Genomic DNA, 17,421 nt, shown 5'->3' with positions numbered 1-17,421 from the left:
CGCACAGCACCGCAGACAGCCTCACGCCTCCCCAACCGACTGCGATGCTCGGTCGCTCCGCTCCCTGCGCTTCTCGTCCCTCGCACGGCTTCGTCGCGCGCATGAAAGCGCGCTCCAGCGCGCGCCACCGCACCGCTACCTGCGCTACTTCCACCGAGACGATCCGACGGCTGTGCCCGCTCACCGGTCAGTCCGGCGCGAGCGGTATCGAAACGCCCCGACCCGCTCGTTCGACAGTCGTCCCGAACTCGCCCGAGAGCGAACGGACCCGCTCGCGGACCCAGGCGGCCACCTCGCCCGTCGCCCGTTCGACGCGCTCGTCGACGATTTCGACCGGTGCGAGGTGCAAGCGGTCGAGCCGTCCGTCCTCGATCACGAGTTCGGCGCGGACGCTCCGGTCGTTGTGCAGGTCCGGTTTGACGACGTAGTCGTCCACGTAGTCGCCGGCGTCGTAGACGATGGGACGGCCGCGATACACCTCGACACCCTGTAGCACGTGGGCGCTGTGGCCGTGGACCGCGTCGACGCCCCGGTCTATCAGCCAGCGGGCGAAGCGCCGCTGGCCCCCGGCGGGTCGAACCTCCCAGTTGGGTCCCCAGTGGAGCGACGCGACGACGAGGTCGGCGTCGCGCCGGTCGAGTACCCGGAGCGCGTCCGTCACCCGCTGTCGCGTCCGGGGATCCCCCCGTCGGAGCGGTGTCCACGCCGTCCCGGGGCTGTCGGGACCCGCTCGATAGGACCGCGACTGGTCGGTCAGGGCGATCACGCCCACGTCGACGTCGCCGGCGCTCGCCACCGTCGGTCGCGTCGCCGCCCCGCGGTCGTGACCGGCGCCGGCGTTCGCGATTCCGGCCCGGTTCAGGTGGCCGACCGTGTCCAGCAGCGCGACGGGGCCGTAGTCGAGGAGGTGGTTGTTGGCGAGCGACGTGAACGCGGTCCCGGCCGCGTCGAGCGCCGGGAGCGACCACTCCGGATCCGCCCGGAAGTAGTACGTCTGGTTCGGCCGGCGCTCGCCCCGGGCCGAGAGGCAACACTCGAGGTTCAGGAACAGGCCGTCGAGCGCGCGCAGGGAGTCGAGCGTCGACCCCCAGACGCCGGCGGGGTCCTCCTTCGACCAGCGGTCGTCGACGTTGCGGCCGAGCATCACGTCGCCGACGAACCCGAGGCGCGCGTCCGGGCTCCCCGGGACCGTCGCCGGGACGGGACGGCGCGGACGGGTGCGGACCGACCCGGCGACGCCGGCGAGCGCCACGACCGACGCCGCAGACCCCGCGAGGACGGCGCGACGGGTCGGTGTCATGCTGTTCGGTGTGGTCGGCGTCGGTCCTCAGTCGATGTGGATCGCGGGCTTGGCGGGGTCGGCCTTGTCCGCGAGGTCGTCGTCCGCGCTCGCGCGGCGGACCTCGACGGCTGCCCCGAACTCGTCGCCGAACAGCCACGCTGCCTCCCCGAGCACGTCGAGTTCGCGGTCCGCGTCCAGGACCGGTTCGAGCGCGCCCGCACGAGAGGCCAGTTCGCCGAGGTACTCCGCGGCGCGGTCGCCGTGGTCGCCGATCGACTCGTCGTCCAGCGCCGACCCGACGACGGCGTCGCCCGGGTCTGCGCGTCGGACGTGGTCGTAGGCGCGGTACTTCCAGCCCTCGGCGACGACGATCTCGATGGTCTCGGGGTCGTCGATGTCGACGACCTCGGTGATGTCGCGCACGTCGTCGAGCGTCCGTTCGACGAGCTGGCGCTCCAGTTCGTAGTCCTCGACCGGTTCCCGGACCGTCGGCCAGTCGGCCTCGACGACCATCCCCTCGGTGTCGAGCAGGTTCCACATCTCCTCGCCGAGGTAGGGGGCCATCGGCGCGACGAAGCGCGTCAGGGCGCGCAGGCCGCGCCGATACGTCGCCTCGTCGACCGGGCCGTACTCGGCGTACCGGCGCAGCAGGCGGGCGAACCGCTGTGTCTCGCTGACGACGCGGTGGAAGCGGAACCGCTCGTACTCCTCGGCGACAGCCGTCACCGTCCGGTCGATCTCGCGCTGGAGGTAGTCGTCACGCAGGGCGCCCCCATCGCGCGTCTCCACCTCGTCGCGGTCCGCGACCATCGAGAAGAGCCGCTGCTGGAAGTCGTACACGTCGCCGACCGACTTCACCGTCCACTCGAAGTCCTGTGCCGGGTGGGCGGCCGACAGCAGGAAGAGACGAGTCGTCTCCGCGCCGTACTCGTGGGGCGCGATGGCGTTGCCCTTCGAGGAGGACATCTTCTCGCCGTCGTAGAGGACGGTTCCCTGGTTGATCAGGCGCTCGACGGGTTCGCGGGTGTCGAGCAGGTCCAGATCTGCGAGGGCGCGAGTGAAGAACCGGATGTAGAGGAGGTGGAGGATGGCGTGTTCCTCGCCGCCGACGTACACGTCGACGGGGAGCCAGTCGTTCGCCCGCTCGGTGTCGAACGGGGCCGTATCGAGGTCCGGCGAGAGGAAGCGCAGGAAGTACCACGAGGAGTCGACGAACGTGTCCATCGTGTCCGTCTCGCGCTCGGCGGGCCCACCACACTCGGGACACTCGACCGACTTCCACTCCTCGCTCTCTTCGAGCGGATTGCCCGCCGTGCGGACGTACGGCGGCAGTTCGACGGGGAGGTCCTCGTCGGGCACCGGCACGCGACCGCAGTCGTCGCAGTGGATCATCGGGATCGGGGTGCCCCAGTAGCGCTGCCGGGAGATGAGCCAGTCGCGCAGGCGGTACTCCGTCGCGGACTCGACGCCGTCGGCGCCGAGCAGGCGTTCGCGCGCGGCGGAACTGGCGAGGCCGTCGTACTCGCCGCTGTCGGTCAACATGCCGTCGTCCGTGTAGGGGGCGTCCGGCAGGTCGGTTCCGCTCCCGTCGACGGGTTCGACGACCTGCTCGACAGAGAGGTCGTGGGCCGCGGCGAAGGCGTGGTCGCGCTCGTTGTGCGCGGGGACGCCCATCACCGCCCCAGTGCCCACGTCGTCGAGGACGTACGCGGCGACGTAGACGGGCAGTTCGTCGCCCGTGATCGGGTGAGTCGCCGTGAGCCCTGTCTCGACGCCCGAGGTACCGCTCGCGTCGGCGCCGGCGCTGGTGACATCCTCGACGTACTCGGCCACGTCGTCGTCGCGCTCGGCGACTGCGGCCGCGAGGTCGTGGCCCGGCGACAGCGCGACGTACGTCGCGCCGTACACCGTGTCGAGGCGCGTCGTGAACACGTCGACCTCGTCAAACTCTCCCTCCGCGGCGTCGACCGCGAACGACACGTGGGCGCCCTCCTGGCGGCCGATCCAGTTGCGCTGGATGTCCCGGACGCTGTCGGGCCACCCCTCTAGATCGTCGAGGCCGGCGTCGAGTTCGTCCGCGTAGTCGGTGATGGTGAAGAACCACTGGTCGAGTTCGCGGCGCTCGACGGGCGTCTCACAGCGCCAGCAGACGCCGGCGCCGTGACCGCCCTCGACCGCTCCGCTGTCCGCGGCGGCCCCGCTGGCCGTACCGCCGTCGGCCGCCGCGTCGGCTTCGGTGGGGTGTTCGACCTGTGCGTCGGCCAGGACCGTCTCGCAGTCGGGACACCAGTTGACGCGCGCGCCGGTGTACTCGACGAGGTCCTCCTCGTGGAAGCGCTTGAAGAGGTACTGGTTCCAGCGGTAGTACTCGGGGTCGCAGGTCGTGACCTCCCGCGACCAGTCGTAGCCGAAGCCCATCGTCTCCAGTTCCTCGCGCATCTGCTCGATGCAGGAGCGAGTCCAGGACTCCGGGTCGGTGTTTCGCTCGTAGGCGGCGTTCTCGGCCGGGAGGCCGAACGCGTCCCAGCCCATCGGCTGGAGGACGGTGTCGCCCCGGAGCGAGCGGTAGCGGGCGTAGGCGTCCGTGATAGCGTAGTTTCGGACGTGGCCCATGTGCAGCGTCCCGGAGGTGTAGGGGAACATCCCGAGGACGTACGTCGGGTCCGTCGCGTCGTCGGGGACCTCGTAAACCCCCTCGGCGTCCCACACGTACTGCCAGTACTCCTGCACCCGGGCGTGGTTGTAGCGAGTCATCGGCCGTTGGCGACCCTCCGTCGGCCGCGCTAATCATTGTTCTGGCCGACGCGGGACCGGGAGCGGGGAATTACATCCTCACTGTTCTTCGTCGAACCACAGCTGGGTCGAGGAGAGGTACTCGTCGCGGGGGTGGCCGGGTTCGAAGTTCGGCTGATACCAGTCGATCAGCCACCGCCCGGTGACCACGGCCACCGCCCCCGCAGACAGGACGAACAGCACCCCAGCGGCCGACCCGGCGACGCTGGCCGCGACGTCGACGCCGTAGTACGCGACGACCACCAGCAGGGCCGCACCGAAGTAGAACGTATAGACGCCGGCACCGATCAGTATCCAGGGTCGCGTCTCGCGCCAGTGCCGACGGAGACGTGTCTGTAGTCGTTCCATGTTCGGCAGTTTGCCGGTTCGAAAATAAGGGTTTCTCATGCGTGTTCCGGCACGCCATCACACACATACGTCTCCGCTCCCGAGCGATCCGTATGCCAGTCGAAACCGACGTCCTCGTCGTCGGCGGCGGCGCGACCGGCGCCGGCACCGCCCGCGACCTCGCGCTCCGCGGCTGTGACGTGACGCTCGTCGACCGGGAGGGGCTCGCTCACGGGACGACCAGCCGGTCGCACGGCCTCCTCCATAGCGGCGCACGCTACGCGGAGGCCGACGCTGCCGGCGCCACGGAGTGCCTCGAAGAGAACCGGACGCTCAGAGAGATCGCGGACGCCTGTGTCGACGAGACCGGCGGTCTGTTCGTCCAGCTTGCCGAGGACGACCCCGCGTACTTCGACGCCAAGCGACGCGCCTGTGAGGAGATCGGGATCCCGGTCGAAGTCGTCGACGGCGACGACGCGCGGGAGGCGGTGCCGGGACTCTCCGACGACGTCGAACGGGCGATGCGCGTCCCGGACGCCGTCGTCTCGCCGTCGCGTCTCGTCGCCGCGAACGTCAGGGGAGCCACCGAACGGGGCGCGGACGCGTTCTCCCACGCCCCGGTCGAGGGGATGCGCGTCGAGGACGGCGAGGTCGTCGGCGTCGCCGTCGGCGGCGAGGTCGACGACACGGTCAGCCCGGAGGTCGTCGTCAACGCGACGGGCGCGTGGGCCGGCGAACTCGCGGCGATGGCCGGCGCGACCGTCGAGATGCGCCCGACCCGCGGGCTGATGGTGTCGGTCGACCACGCCGACCTGGAGACGGTCGTGAACCGGAGCCGAGAACCGGGCGACGGCGACATCGTCGTACCCCACGAGCACGAGGCCGTGCTGGGGACGACCAGTAAACCCGTCGACGACCCCGACGAGTTCGAGCGCGCGGACTGGGAGCGCGAACGCGTTCGCGAGGAGTGCGCGACGATGTATCCTGCCGTCAGTGATGCGGCGGCGGTCCGGGAGTGGTGGGGCGTCCGCCCGCTGTACGAACCGGACGAGGCCGACCGCGGCGGTCGCGGCATCTCGCGGGGCTTCTTCCTGCTCGACCACGCCGACGAGGGAGTCGACAACTTCCTCTCGGTCGTCGGCGGGAAACTGACGACCTACCGGCTGATGGCCGAGGCGACCGCGGACGCCGTCTGTGAGAGACTCGGCGTCGACGAGCCCTGCCGAACGGCCGAGACGGAACTCCCCGGCGCGTCTGACCCCGCTCTGCTCGACGAGTTCGTGTCGTCGCTGGGCGGTCCCGGCCCCTCCGACAGCGACGTGGTGGGCCGGTGACGGTTCGGAGACAGGAACCGCTCGGAATCGAGGGACGTGTCGGCGGGACCGACTGCGCGGTCGGTAGGCGAACTTTTTACTTGTGGAAGGGTTAAGGGACTGTATCGGGAATGTCACGAAACCAGACCGAACAGGTGTTTCAGGACGACCTCGACTACTGTTACGAGGCCGTCGAAGACGTCTCACGCACGTTCGCCCTGACGGTTGCGGAGTTAGACGAGCCCATGTCGCGCGACATCTGTGTCGGATACCTCCTCTGTCGGGTTGCCGACACGATAGAGGACGCGGGGCATATCCCGCCCGCCGAGCAGCGGGCGCTCCTGGAGCAGTACGACCGCGTGCTCGACCCGGACGACGACGAGACCAGCGCCGAGTTCCGGGCGGCGATCGACGAGTGGATCCCCGAAGACCCGAACGACGACTGGCAGGTCGTCGCCGAGTGCGAGCGGGTGTTCCGCACCTTCGAGGGGCTCGACGAGGACTCGCAGGCGGCGATCCGGCCGCCCGTGCGCGAACTCGTCGGCGGGATGGCGATGTTCGTCGAGCGCTACGCCGAGCAGGGTGGCCTGCGCCTCGAGACGTTCGGTGAACTCGAGGAGTACTGCTGGTACGCCGCCGGCACCGTCGGGACGCTCGTCACCGGCCTCCTTTCGCGCAACGTCGACGACTCCGTCCGCGAAACCCTCCAGAACAACGCTCGCTCGTTCGCGATGCTCCTCCAGCTAGTCAACGTCTCGAAGGACGTGGCCACCGACTTCGAGGAGGAGAACAACGTCTACATTCCCCAGGAGTTGCTCGATGCCGAGGAACTCGACACCGCGGACATCCCCGACGAGGACAACAGCGAAGCGTTCGTCCCCGTCATCCGCCGTGTCGTCGACCGCGCGGAGGGGTACCTCGACGGCGCCCAGACCTGGCTCGAAGCCATGCCAGAGATCCGCGGTAACACGCTCTCGGCGTGGGCGATCCCCTTCCTCCTCGCCGTCGGGACGATCCGCGAACTCGAAGAGCGCCCCGAGGACGTGATCAAGGAGGGCAACGTCAAGGTGTCGCGCTCGGAGGTCACCACCATCTTCGCGACCTTCGCCCGCGAGGACGACCCGTCGCTGGCCGAACTCCGGACGAAGATCCGTCAGCGCCCGCTCGACGAGTACTGACGTGGTAGTTTCCCGGTCGTCCTCGACTCCGTGCGGCGATACCGGAACGGATTAGTCGCACTGATCCATAGCGCCGGCCATGTCGGCAGACGCTGACGTCGTCGTCGCTGGTGGCGGGCCGGCCGGCCTCCAGTTCGCCCGCGAGATCGCGTCACGCTCCGAGTATTCCGTCACCGTCCTGGAAGCGAACGACCGCCTCTCGGACAACGACAAGTCGACAGGCGGGACCTTCGACCAGGTGATCGAGCGCTACGGCATCCCCGACAGCGTGGTGATGGCCGAGAACGAGGACGTCGTGTTCGAGGCGCCCGGCGCGAGTTCCCGGCTCCCGATCCCCGGCTACGTGCTCGACTTCCCCGCGTTCCTGGAGTTCCTCGGGGAAGACGCCGAGTCGCACGGCGCCGAGATCCGAACCGGCGCGCGGGTCGCCGAACCCGTCGTCGAACGGGGGCGGGTCGTCGGCGTCGAGTACTGGGACGACGGGGAGAAGCGGCGATTCGACGCCGACCTGGTCGTCGACGCGACCGGGCCGCGGGCCGTCCTCGCCAAGCAACTGGACATGTTCGACCCCGCTAGCGCACAGCGGGGCATCGGCAAGGAGTACGAGGTCAGGGGCCGCTACGACCTCGACTCGATGCTGTTCCGATTCGACCACGAGGTCGCACCCGGCGGGTACGCGTGGACGTTCCCCGCCGGCGACGACGTGTTCAAGGTCGGTATCTGCTGGATCGAGGACTTCTACGACACTCACCGCGCCCCCGACGACGGCACTATCGACGAGTACGTCGCGGAGTGGCTGACGAGGGATCCGCGCTGGGAGGCCGAGGACCGCCGGGCGGTCCACGCGGGCGACGCCGTCTCGAACAACTCCATCAACCAGCGGGCGACCGACGGACTGGTCGCCGTCGGCGACGCCGTGTCGAGCATCAACCCGCTGTTCGGCGAGGGGATCCGTCCCGGGATGGAGTCCGCGGAGATGGCCGCGAACGTCGCCCTGGCGGCGCTCGACCGCGGCGACACCTCTCGGGAGCGCCTCTCGGTGTACGAGGACGCCTGGAACGACGAGAAGGGGCTTCAGTGGCGGATCCAGCGGATCGTCTGTGAGTTGCTCTACGACTTCACGCCCGAGCAACAGCGCCGGTTCGTCACCAGCGCGGGGCGACTGAGCGACGCACAGGTCGGGCGGCTGCAGGCGTACGAACTGACCGTCGGCGACTACCTCGACCTGTACCCCTTCGACCCGAGCGACCTGTCGAAACTCCCGGCAATCGCCCGACACGTCTGACCTCACCTTGCCCTCCGGATCGGCGTCTGCGGGGCTGGCGAGTCGATCGCAGCGGCTTTCGATGGTCGTGTCACGTGGTACCGCGATTCTCAGGTAATTTAAACGTGGCGAGCACGTACCTATCCTGTGAGCGAGAGCGACAACAGCGGGCGTCGGAACCTTCGGATGCCCTCGAACGACGAACTGTTCGCGGTAGTGACACAGCACAACGGCGGAAACCACGTCCGAGTCCAGTGCGAGGACGGCGTCGACCGCATGGGCCGTATCCCCGGTCGAATGAAGTACCGCACCTGGATCAGCGAGGGCGACGTCGTCCTCGTCGAACCGTGGGACTGGCAGGACGAGAAGGCCAACATCGAGTGGCGCTACGACGAGCAGGACGCCGAGCAGCTGCGCGACGAAGGTCACATCGACTAACTCTCTTCCGACGCCCGCCGGCGAGCGCGAAGCCGCGACGAGCTACCCCGTAGCGACGCGACCGTCCGCCGAGATCGAGACGATCGAATTTGTATCGGATTTCAATAATACATCGTATTCCGATGCTATTTGCTCAGCGATCTAACGCGATCTCGTCCGCGTTCCTCGGCATGTCGACGAACCTTCCGTGCGGAATATGGTCGTAAAGGGCGCAAATCGGGGAATATCGGGCGACACTGCAACTAGAGTCGCTTCGAACTGGTCCCACTGGCTATCCGGTTCTACCTGCGGCACCCCTCATTTCTAAATGTCCCTAATTACAGCTTCAAAGGCTAGTATCTGCATATTTGTGACCTGAATCGAATCCGTTCCTTTCGTCCGTCGAATCACACTCGAACAGACGAATCCGTTTCCAGATGGTGTATAGTATCGTACCGTTCGAACCAATCATAATTTATCTTATTTATAATCTGGCGAGTGGGTCGGGCGAGTAAGCGAGATGTCGGGCGGGGTACGGGCGGCCGTCGAGGCGGCGTGGAGTGGGAAGACTTATCGACTGCGTCGGTGATAGTCGAGCCATGTCCGATAGCGACGGGAGCCGCGACGTGAGAGACTTCGGTGCGACTGGAACCGGCGAGCAACGCGATACGGAGGCGCTCCAGTCCGCGCTCGACGAGTGCGCCGGGACGGGTGGAACGGTCGTCGTCACACCGGGCGAGTACCTGACGGGGCCGCTCACGGTCGGGAACGACACGACGCTCGAACTCCAGGCCGGCGCGACGCTGTCGTTCGTCCGCGACCACGAGGCGTTCCCCGCCAAGGAGAGCCGCTGGGAGGGCTGGTCGAAGACCGGCTTCCACCCCTGTCTGCTGGTCGAGGACGCCGAGAACGTCGAGATCACCGGCCGCGGCACCGTCGACGGCCAGGGCGAGTACTGGTGGCAGTTCTACGGCGTCGACGACGCCGACCTCCCCGACGGACTCGTCGAACGGCTCGACTACTTCGACGAACAGAACGACAAGTCCGACGACGTGAGCAGTTTCACGCTCCGGCCGCCGCTGTTCCAGATTTACGAGTCCGAGAACGTCTCCGTCTCCGGGATCACGCTCCGCAACTCGCCGTTCTGGAACACGCACGTGGTCTTCTCCGACAACGTCACGTTCCACGACGTGAACATCGAGAACCCCCACGACGCCCCCAACGGCGACGGGATGGACATCGACTCCTCGCGGTACGTCCGCATCAGCGACACCTACATCAACGCCGGCGACGACGCCATCTGCATCAAGTCCGGCAAGGACGAGGAGGGGCGACGCGTCGGCCGGCCCGCCTCGCAGATCACGGTGACGAACTGCACCGTCGAGGCCGGACACGGCGGCGTCGTCGTCGGCAGCGAGATGTCCGGCGACGTCCGCGACGTGACCGTCAGCAACTGCACGTTCACCGACACCGACCGAGGGATCCGCATCAAGACCCAGCGAGGCCGCGGGGGGTGCGTCGAGGACCTGCGCTTCGACTCGCTCGTCATGCGTCGGGTCGCCTGTCCGTTCACCATCAACGGCTACTACTTCATGGACATCGACAGCGAGCCGATCCCGGTCGACGACGGGACGCCGCTGGTCCGCAACGTCCACTACTCGAACATCACCGCCCGCGAGGTCGAGACGGCCGGGTTCTTCGCCGGACTCCCGGAACAGCGCTTCGAGAACATCACCCTCTCGAACGTCGAGATCGACGCCACCCGGTCGCTCGACGCGACGGACCTCTCGCCGGCCATGGCCGACGGGATCGAACAGCGCCACGGGCTGTTCTGCAAGTCCATCGACGACATCTCCTTCTCCGACGTGCGGATCCGGACTGACGAGGCACCCGCGCTGGCCTTCGAGGAGACCGGTCGCGTCTCCGTCGACGGACTCCACGTGGACGCCGATCAGGAGGCGCCGGTGCTCGACGTCCGGGACGTCGACGAAACGCTCGTCAGCGGCTGTGACTGGCAGGGTTCGGGCGCGTTCCTCCGCGTCCGCGGCGAGGACCCGGGACGGGTCTCGTTCGCAGGCAACCACGGGGACCTGAACGAGCACGTCGTCGCGCCGGACAGCGAGAATTTCTCCGTCGACGCCCACTGAAGCATCGACTGAAACGCCGACTGAGGCGCCGCCGACTCGCCGACTCGCCGACCCGCCGACTCGCCGTCCCGCTTTCTACCCGACCTGTCCGAGCCGGTTCGAACAGCCGCTCACGAACGGAAGGTGAAAACGGAGTGCCGGAGTTACGGTTCGACGGCGTGAGCCTCTTCGCGGAGCCAGACCCGGAGGCCGGAGTCGGGAACCGATATCTCGTCGGTGTTCTCCGCGAGGTCGGGGTAGCCGCCGACCTCCTCCTGGCTGTCGATGACGCCGCCCTCGCCGTTGCGGATGTTCGAGACGATCCGGCGGTCGTGGTCGGTCCGGTCGGCCGGACGCGCGCCGGCGTTCTCCAGGTTGTGCGCCTTCGTCTCGCCCGAGGCGATCGGTGTCAGTTCGCTCGGGAACAGCGGGCGCGAATCCAGTTGCGCGACGTCGTCACCGATCATCGGGACGTCGGCGTCGTCGTTCTGGACGTTGTCCTCGGCCGCGACTTCGCCCTGACCGAAGACGTTGGGTTTGCCGCTCTGGGGGTCCTCGAAGACGTTGCCGACGATGCTGTGTCGGGTGTCCGGGTCCGCCCACATGCCGTCGCTGTGGTGGTGGATCAGGTTGTTGACGACGGCCGTCTCGGTGCCCTGCTTGAGACGCGGGTTGCGGTCCGTCACGAACGCCCAGACGTTGCCGGCAAGCGTGACGTTCTTCGCGTTGTTCCCGATGAGGGAGTTGTAGCCGTGGGGTCCCTTCGGGTGGATGGAGTCGTGGAGCGGTTCGGCGACGAGGCAGTTGGTCACCGTCGTCCCGTCCGTGTCGTAACCGACCGAGAGGTTCTCGTCGGTCGACCAGGTCGCGGTACAGTGGTCGACGACGTTGTTCTCGGAGCCGTCGGCGGTCCGGATCGGGTCGTTCTGCCACGTCTCTTCGAGTCCGACGTCGCCCGGCCGGGCGCGGACGTGCTGGACGACGCAGTCGTCGCCGTTGATCTGGATCCCGCCGCGGATCAGGGTTATCCCGGGCGACGGCGCGGTCTGGCCGGCGACCCAGCACTCGTCGTAGGGGATCGCGAGATGCGACTGGTCGAGGTCGAACGTCCCGCTGGTCTCGAAGGCGACGACTCGCGGTCCGTTGACGTTGAACGCCGTCTTGAGTTTCGGCACCGACGGCTCGTCGATCACGATGACCGGCGTGTCGTCGTCGAGCCAGGACGCCATCTCCGCGAAGCCGTCGGACGGGTCGATCGCCGCGGCGGAGCGCGGGCCGCCGCCCGCGTCGCCGCTCCCCGGGCCGGGCGTCGAGAACAGGCCCGGCGGACTCGTCGAGGTCACCTCGCCGTTGTCGATCGTGACCCGGTACTCGTAGTAGCGCCGGGGCGTGAGGCCGGACGCATCGACCGTCGCTTCCCCCGACTCGGAGACGGTCGTCGTGGCCGCCTCCGACCACTCCTGGTCGGGGATCTCGCGGTACTCGAAGGTCAGATCCGCCGAGTCCGCAGCGCCGAGACTCGTCACGTCTCCCCTGAGCGTCGCGCCGGTCGCGGACGCGTCGGACACCTCCCCGGTCTCGACGACCGGGACGTCCTCGACGACGGATACGTCCCCGCTCATGATCGGACCGCCGATGTCGTTGTTCCGGTCGGGCGAGAACCCGTCGAGGTTCCGGAACCGCCCCTCGCAGACGGACGCCCGGTCGTGGCTCGTGACGGCGAGCCCGACCAGCACCTCGTCGGGGAGTTCGATGGTGTTCGCCCCGAGTTCGAGCAGGAGCGTCCAGTTCTCGCCGTCGGCGGAGCCGTAGGTCCGTATCGTGTCCCCGACGCGCTCGATGCGCTGCCAGTTCCCCTCGAAGACCCCGCCGTTGCGCGCGAGTTCCTTGCCCGCGTCCGACGTGACGCTCGCGGAGCTCGAACCGTCTTTGGGGCGCCACTGGGGCGAGACGGGCAGGTCTCCCGGCCGCTTGCGCATGAACACGTTGCGCGAGCCGCTGTCGAGGCTCGCCCGTACCATCAGCCCGCCCTTCGCGTACGTGTCCGTGTTCTGGATCGAGACGACTTCGGTGCGGACGTCGAAATCGCCCGTCAGCGACTCGTAGTAGAAGTGCCCGAAGTCGTTCGAGTTCCAGATGTCCTCGCCGCCGCCCGAGACGGTCACGAGCGTCTGACCCCCCGACGCCTCCGGCGCCGCCTCGGTCGGGGCCTGTGTGTCCGTCGCCGCCGGAGCGTCGGTCGGCGTCTCCGTCCCTGGGTCAGTCGATTCGTCGCTCTCGCTCTCCTCCGGTGTCGCCGTCTCTCCGCCCGATAGCGCGGAACACCCGGCGAGTCCGCCGGCCGTTCCGATACCGATGGCTCTGAGAAACGCGCGTCTGTCTTGCTCCATGATCGATGCCGACTGAGCGGTGAAATGCCACCGGCTTAGTGTTTTGGGTGGTTTCGGACTGGCGACGGCGGGAGAAGAGTTCGCAAACTGCGGAGAACGGCGACAGCGGGCCGTTACGGTTCGACGGCGCGAGCCTGCTCGCGGAGCCAGGCGCGCAGTCCCGTCGTCGGCACGTCGAGCGACTGGGTGTTCTCGTCGAGGTCGGGGTAGCCGCCGACCTCGTCCTGGTGGTCGATGACGCCGCCCTCGCCGTTGCGGATGTGCCTGATGATCCGCTCGTCGGTCTCGGTGCGGTCGGCCGGGCGTGCGCCGGCGTTCTCGAGGTTGTGCGCGCGGACCTCCGACGAGGAGACGGCCTCGAGCGCCTCCGGCCACAGCGGCTCGGAGTCCAGTTGCGTGATGCCGTCGCCGATCATCGGGACGCTGGCGTCGTCGCGCTGGACGTTGTCCTCGGCGTAGACGCTGCCCTCGCCGAAGACGTTGGGCTGGTCGGTCTGCGGGTCCTCGAAGACGTTGCCGACGATGCTGTGGTTCGTCTCGGGGTCGGCCCACATGCCGTCGTGGTAGTGGTGGACGAAGTTGTTGACCACGACAGTCTCCGTGCCCTGCTTGAGACGCGGGTTGCGGTCGGTCCCGAGCCCCCAGACGTTGCCGGCGAGGGTGACGTTCTTCGCCCGGTCGCCGATGATGGAGTTGTAACCGTGTTCGCCCTTCGCGTGCGTCGCGTCGTTCAGCGGTTCGGCGACGAGACAGTTGGTCATCGTGGAGTCGCTCGTGTCGTAGCCGACGTTGAGATTCTCGTCGACGCCCCACGTGGCCGTGCAGTGGTCGACGACGTTGCCGGTCGTGTCGTCGGCCACCTCGATGGCGTCGGGCTGCCAGCCCTGTTCCTGGCCGGCGACTCCGGGCCGGACGCGGACGTGCTGGACGACGCACTCGTTCCCGTAGAACCAGAGTCCGCCCCGGGTCAGGGTGACCCCCGGGGACGGCGCGGTCTGGCCCGCGATCCAGCACCTGTCGTTGCGGACGTTGAGGTCCTCCGCGCCGAGGTCGATCGTCCCGCTGGTCTCGAAGACGACGACGCGCGGTCCGGGGATACTCGTCGCGGCCGCGAGCGACTCGCGGGTCGGTTCGTCGACGACGGCGAGCGGCGTGTCGTCGTCGAGCCACGGCGCCAGGTCGGCGAACCCGTCCGAGGGGTCGAACTGCGAGGCGCTCTCGGGCCCGCTCTCGGAGCTCCCGTCCGAGCCGCTGGGCGTCGAGAACAGCTGGGCGACGGTACCGAACTCGTCGTCGCCGGTGTCCGCGATGGCGCGGAACTCGTAGTACCGACGCGGCGTGAGCCCGGAGACGTCGATTTCGACAGACCCGGGTTCGGAGACGCTCGTCGCGTCCGTCGCGGTCCACTCGTCGGTCGTCGCCTCGCGGTACTCGTAGCGCACGTCGACGCTGTCTGCACCGCCCATGCTCTCGAGCGTCCCCTGTAGCGTGGCCGCCTCCGGGGAGGACTCCGCGCCGAGGTCGGAGACCACCGCGGCCTGCGCGACCGAGACACTCCCGGAGATGATCGGGCTCCCGAGGTCCTGGTTGTCCGTCGGTTCGACGCCGGAGAGGTCGCGGAACTTGGCCGTCGTGGCGTTAGCGTTGTCGTGACTCGTCGCTGCCAGCCCGAGGACGACCGTGTCCGGGAACTCGATCTGGTCGGCGGTGAGCTCGACCATCAGCGTCCAGTCCTCACCGTTCTCGGACCCGTAGGCCCGGATCGTGTCACCGACACGCTGGAGGCGCTGCCAGGTCGCGTCCTCCATGACGCCGCCCTCGACTCTGCTGAGCGGGGCGCCCTGCTCGGAGGTCGTACTCGTCGTCGACGCACCGTCCTGTGGACGCCACTGCGGGGAGATCCCGAATCCAGCGCGCTTGCGTACCATCACGTTCCGGGAGTCCGGTTCGAGCGACGCGCGCGCCATCAGTCCCGCCTTCGCGTGGGGATTGGTGTTCTCGAGCGACGTGACGTGTACGCGGGCGTCGAAGTCGCCGCTGACCTCCGCGTAGTAGATGTGTCCGAGGTCGGTCGAGTTCCAGATGTCCGCACCGGCCGCTTTCAGCGTGATGATCGTCGGCCCGTCGCCGCCGGCCGATCCGTCGGCGTCGGTCGATACGTCCGTCTCCGTCTCCGTCTCGTCCGGTGTCGCTGTACTCTCGCCGTCGGTATCGGTCGGTTCGGGCTCCTCCGTCGGGGTCGACTCCTCGCCGTCGGAGAACGCCGAACAGCCGGCGAGGCCGGCGACAGTGCCGGCTCCCAGCGTCCGAATAAAGGTTCGTCTATCGGGGCTCATGTCGTCTGTTATATGAAGTTTGGATGGGTCGTATTAACGGTTTTGGTCGTTCGACCGCCGTCACCCCGCTGGCCGCCGTTTCGAACACGGGCCGTCCGTTGAGACCGGGGCCCTCCGGCGCTGGGCTGGTCGCGCTAGACGCGACAGAACTGCGCGCAGAGCCTCCGAAGGCGGCGCTTCGCGCCCGACCCGGAATCCGTTCCCGAGAAGAGAACAGCTACGAGCGGCTCCGTCGTCCCCGTTCCCCGCTTCCGATCGAGAGATGGCCGATTCCGCCGCTCTCGACCCAGTTCTCGACGCGGTCGTGACGGAACCGCTCTCAGCGACCGTTCCCGAGGTCGAAACGTGTTCGGCCGGGTTCGCCGCCGAGATCGGCCTCTCTCCGTCGTGACCCCGGAGGCAAACTTCGGCGCCCGTCGTCGAGGAGCGACGGATTCTCCGGCGGTCGCACCACGTCCCACCCGGCCCGAACGTGCAGTATTACAGTACTACCACTGTAATTATTCCGTCCCTGACGGAATCTCGCCAACAGTGTGGCGCTGGGTGACGCCGATCGACTTCGGCTTTGAAATGCAAGGACTGTCGGCTCCCGTCTCAGATGCCGTTCCCGAGAGGCGAAACCCTCGGTTCGGGATTCCAACTCCAGAAATTCACGGACTAAGGTCTCGGAGGGACGCTATTTCTACGATTCTACGTTCTCCCCTGGCGAACGATCGTCGCCGTCCGATATCGGCGGTTTCAGGCGGTCGCACGGGGCTGTGACCCGACGGTGGGCCGGTACCTCGAGGGAAACAGTTAATGTCGGTTTGCGTCTACTCACGGCCACTATGGTCACAGGTTCAGATGCGGTTACCGTCGGCGTCGTCGGCGTCGGGAGTCTCGGGGTCCGGCTCGCTCGGCAGTTCGAGGAGCTGGCCGGGAGCGAACTGGTCGCGCTCGCCGACGTGAGCGAGGAGAGCCTCGCCGCGGCGGGGGAGGAGCTGTCCGTCCCCGCGTCCGCGCAGTATCTCGACTACGAGCGGATGCTGGACGACGAGCCGCTGGACGCGGTCGGCATCGCGACGCCGAACGGGTTGCACTACCGACAGGCGACCGCGGCCCTCGACCGCGACCTGCACGTCCTCTGCGAGAAACCGCTCGCGACGAGCGTCGAGGACGCGCACGCCCTCTACGAGCGGGCCGAAGCGAGCGACAGCACGTTCATGGTCGGCTACCAGCGCCACTTCAACCCGGCGTACGACCTCGCACGCGAGCGGTGGGCGCTCGGCGACCGCGAACCGCGCTTCATCACCGGCGAGATCACGCACGACTGGCAGTCCTACTACGAGACGATGGAGGACTGGCGGATGGACCCCGAACTCTCCGGTGGCGGACACCTCCTCAACGTCGGGACGCACGTCGTCGACGCCATCCTGTGGACGACGGGACTGACGCCGACGCACGTCAACGCCTACGTCGACTTCCACGACGACGACCAGATATTCGACAGGCAGTCCTCTACCATCATCGAGTTCGAGGAGGGCGCGATGGCGAACGTCTCGGACACGGGGATCGTGGCCAGGACGCGCGAGCACGTCCACATCTGGGACGAGGAGGGCGCCGTCTATCTGGAAGGTCGTGAGTGGGACGACCGCACCGGGATGACCATCGACGCCGACGGGACCGAGCACGACCCCTACTCCGGCTACGACCGCCGACTGAGCAAGGGGAACGCGTTCCTCGACGCGGTCGAGACCGGCGACGAACCGCCCGCGACCGCGCTGGACGGCCTCAAGGCCGTGGTCGTGACGATGGCGGCCTACGAGTCGGGCCGCCGGAACGAACGGCTCTCCATCGTCGACGAGTTCCCGTTCCTCGACGGCGTCTTCGAGTAGTCGCCGCTTGCGTGCCGAACGGTCCCTCGGCCGACGAGTCGCCATCGATCCCGTCGGATCCGTGCGTAAAGATCACAAACATATATATGCCGGTGTATCAATTTTTGGGACGCATATTCAG

Annotated in this window: 12 protein-coding genes; 7 read left to right on the top strand and 5 right to left on the bottom strand. The window is 67.9% G+C overall.

The genetic code is table 11. The features are described 5' to 3' along the window. Positions 1–187 precede the first annotated feature (187 nt). The 3 genes from D1409_RS22045 to D1409_RS22035 form a co-directional block, all read right to left on the bottom strand. The gene (locus D1409_RS22045; protein ID WP_123539127.1) at positions 188–1,300 is read right to left on the bottom strand and encodes a CapA family protein; all 1,113 of its coding nucleotides are present in this window, start codon (positions 1,298–1,300) and stop codon (positions 188–190) included. A gap of 27 nt (positions 1,301–1,327) precedes the next feature. After that, the gene (leuS, locus tag D1409_RS22040) at positions 1,328–4,036 is read right to left on the bottom strand and encodes a leucine--tRNA ligase (RefSeq protein WP_123539126.1); all 2,709 of its coding nucleotides are present in this window, start codon (positions 4,034–4,036) and stop codon (positions 1,328–1,330) included. A gap of 78 nt (positions 4,037–4,114) precedes the next feature. Continuing rightward, the gene (locus D1409_RS22035) at positions 4,115–4,423 is read right to left on the bottom strand and encodes a hypothetical protein (RefSeq protein WP_123539125.1); all 309 of its coding nucleotides are present in this window, start codon (positions 4,421–4,423) and stop codon (positions 4,115–4,117) included. A gap of 92 nt (positions 4,424–4,515) precedes the next feature. Between D1409_RS22035 and D1409_RS22030 the strand changes: the two genes are divergently transcribed. The 5 genes from D1409_RS22030 (at position 4,516) to D1409_RS22010 (ending at position 10,721) form a co-directional block, all read left to right on the top strand. Continuing rightward, a complete protein-coding gene (locus tag D1409_RS22030) occupies positions 4,516–5,736 on the top strand; it encodes an FAD-dependent oxidoreductase (RefSeq protein ID WP_123539124.1) in 1,221 nt (406 codons plus the stop codon). Between the two features lie 110 nt (positions 5,737–5,846). Further along, a complete protein-coding gene (locus D1409_RS22025; protein WP_123539123.1) occupies positions 5,847–6,893 on the top strand; it encodes a phytoene/squalene synthase family protein in 1,047 nt (348 codons plus the stop codon). Positions 6,894–6,972: 79 nt separating this feature from the next. Further along, positions 6,973–8,178, top strand: a complete 1,206-nt coding sequence (locus D1409_RS22020; protein ID WP_123539122.1) for an NAD(P)/FAD-dependent oxidoreductase — start codon at positions 6,973–6,975, stop codon at positions 8,176–8,178. Positions 8,179–8,304: 126 nt separating this feature from the next. Then, positions 8,305–8,595 carry a translation initiation factor eIF-1A gene (gene eif1A, locus D1409_RS22015; RefSeq protein WP_123539121.1) on the top strand — a complete coding sequence of 97 codons (291 nt, stop codon included), beginning with the start codon at positions 8,305–8,307 and terminating at the stop codon, positions 8,593–8,595. 578 nt (positions 8,596–9,173) lie between these two features. Then, positions 9,174–10,721: a glycoside hydrolase family 28 protein gene (locus D1409_RS22010; RefSeq protein ID WP_123539120.1), complete on the top strand. Its 1,548-nt coding sequence runs from the start codon at positions 9,174–9,176 to the stop codon at positions 10,719–10,721. 143 nt (positions 10,722–10,864) lie between these two features. On the opposite strand, the gene D1409_RS22005 is transcribed toward D1409_RS22010, so the two are convergent. Together D1409_RS22005 and D1409_RS22000 are read right to left on the bottom strand one after the other, a co-directional pair. Continuing rightward, the gene (locus D1409_RS22005; protein ID WP_123539119.1) at positions 10,865–13,090 is read right to left on the bottom strand and encodes a DUF1349 domain-containing protein; all 2,226 of its coding nucleotides are present in this window, start codon (positions 13,088–13,090) and stop codon (positions 10,865–10,867) included. A 113-nt stretch (positions 13,091–13,203) separates the two neighbouring features. After that, positions 13,204–15,426, bottom strand: coding sequence for a DUF1349 domain-containing protein (locus tag D1409_RS22000; protein WP_123539118.1), 2,223 nt, complete (start codon positions 15,424–15,426; stop codon positions 13,204–13,206). Positions 15,427–15,688: 262 nt separating this feature from the next. On the opposite strand from D1409_RS22000, the gene D1409_RS25625 reads away from it, so the two are divergent. Together D1409_RS25625 and D1409_RS21995 are read left to right on the top strand one after the other, a co-directional pair. Then, the gene (locus tag D1409_RS25625; RefSeq protein ID WP_268895835.1) at positions 15,689–15,817 is read left to right on the top strand and encodes a hypothetical protein; all 129 of its coding nucleotides are present in this window, start codon (positions 15,689–15,691) and stop codon (positions 15,815–15,817) included. Between the two features lie 436 nt (positions 15,818–16,253). Then, the gene (locus tag D1409_RS21995; protein ID WP_123539117.1) at positions 16,254–17,300 is read left to right on the top strand and encodes a Gfo/Idh/MocA family protein; all 1,047 of its coding nucleotides are present in this window, start codon (positions 16,254–16,256) and stop codon (positions 17,298–17,300) included. Positions 17,301–17,421 lie beyond the last annotated feature (121 nt).

The sequence above is a fragment of the Halosimplex salinum genome (assembly GCF_003730195.1).
In the GTDB taxonomy this organism is placed as follows: Archaea; Halobacteriota; Halobacteria; order Halobacteriales; family Haloarculaceae; genus Halosimplex; species Halosimplex salinum.
This window is presented reverse-complemented; position numbering and strand designations above follow the sequence as displayed.

What these genes read in the sequence shown, in the direction of transcription:
- D1409_RS22045 (WP_123539127.1), bottom strand. Translation starts at nt 1,300, where the DNA reads ATGACACCGACCCGTCGCGCCGTCCTCGCGGGGTCTGCGGCGTCGGTC.
- leuS (WP_123539126.1), bottom strand. Translation starts at nt 4,036, where the DNA reads ATGACTCGCTACAACCACGCCCGGGTGCAGGAGTACTGGCAGTACGTG.
- D1409_RS22035 (WP_123539125.1), bottom strand. Translation starts at nt 4,423, where the DNA reads ATGGAACGACTACAGACACGTCTCCGTCGGCACTGGCGCGAGACGCGA.
- D1409_RS22030 (WP_123539124.1), top strand. Translation starts at nt 4,516, where the DNA reads ATGCCAGTCGAAACCGACGTCCTCGTCGTCGGCGGCGGCGCGACCGGC.
- D1409_RS22025 (WP_123539123.1), top strand. Translation starts at nt 5,847, where the DNA reads ATGTCACGAAACCAGACCGAACAGGTGTTTCAGGACGACCTCGACTAC.
- D1409_RS22020 (WP_123539122.1), top strand. Translation starts at nt 6,973, where the DNA reads ATGTCGGCAGACGCTGACGTCGTCGTCGCTGGTGGCGGGCCGGCCGGC.
- D1409_RS22010 (WP_123539120.1), top strand. Translation starts at nt 9,174, where the DNA reads ATGTCCGATAGCGACGGGAGCCGCGACGTGAGAGACTTCGGTGCGACT.
- D1409_RS22005 (WP_123539119.1), bottom strand. Translation starts at nt 13,090, where the DNA reads ATGGAGCAAGACAGACGCGCGTTTCTCAGAGCCATCGGTATCGGAACG.
- D1409_RS22000 (WP_123539118.1), bottom strand. Translation starts at nt 15,426, where the DNA reads ATGAGCCCCGATAGACGAACCTTTATTCGGACGCTGGGAGCCGGCACT.
- D1409_RS25625 (WP_268895835.1), top strand. Translation starts at nt 15,689, where the DNA reads ATGGCCGATTCCGCCGCTCTCGACCCAGTTCTCGACGCGGTCGTGACG.
- D1409_RS21995 (WP_123539117.1), top strand. Translation starts at nt 16,254, where the DNA reads ATGGTCACAGGTTCAGATGCGGTTACCGTCGGCGTCGTCGGCGTCGGG.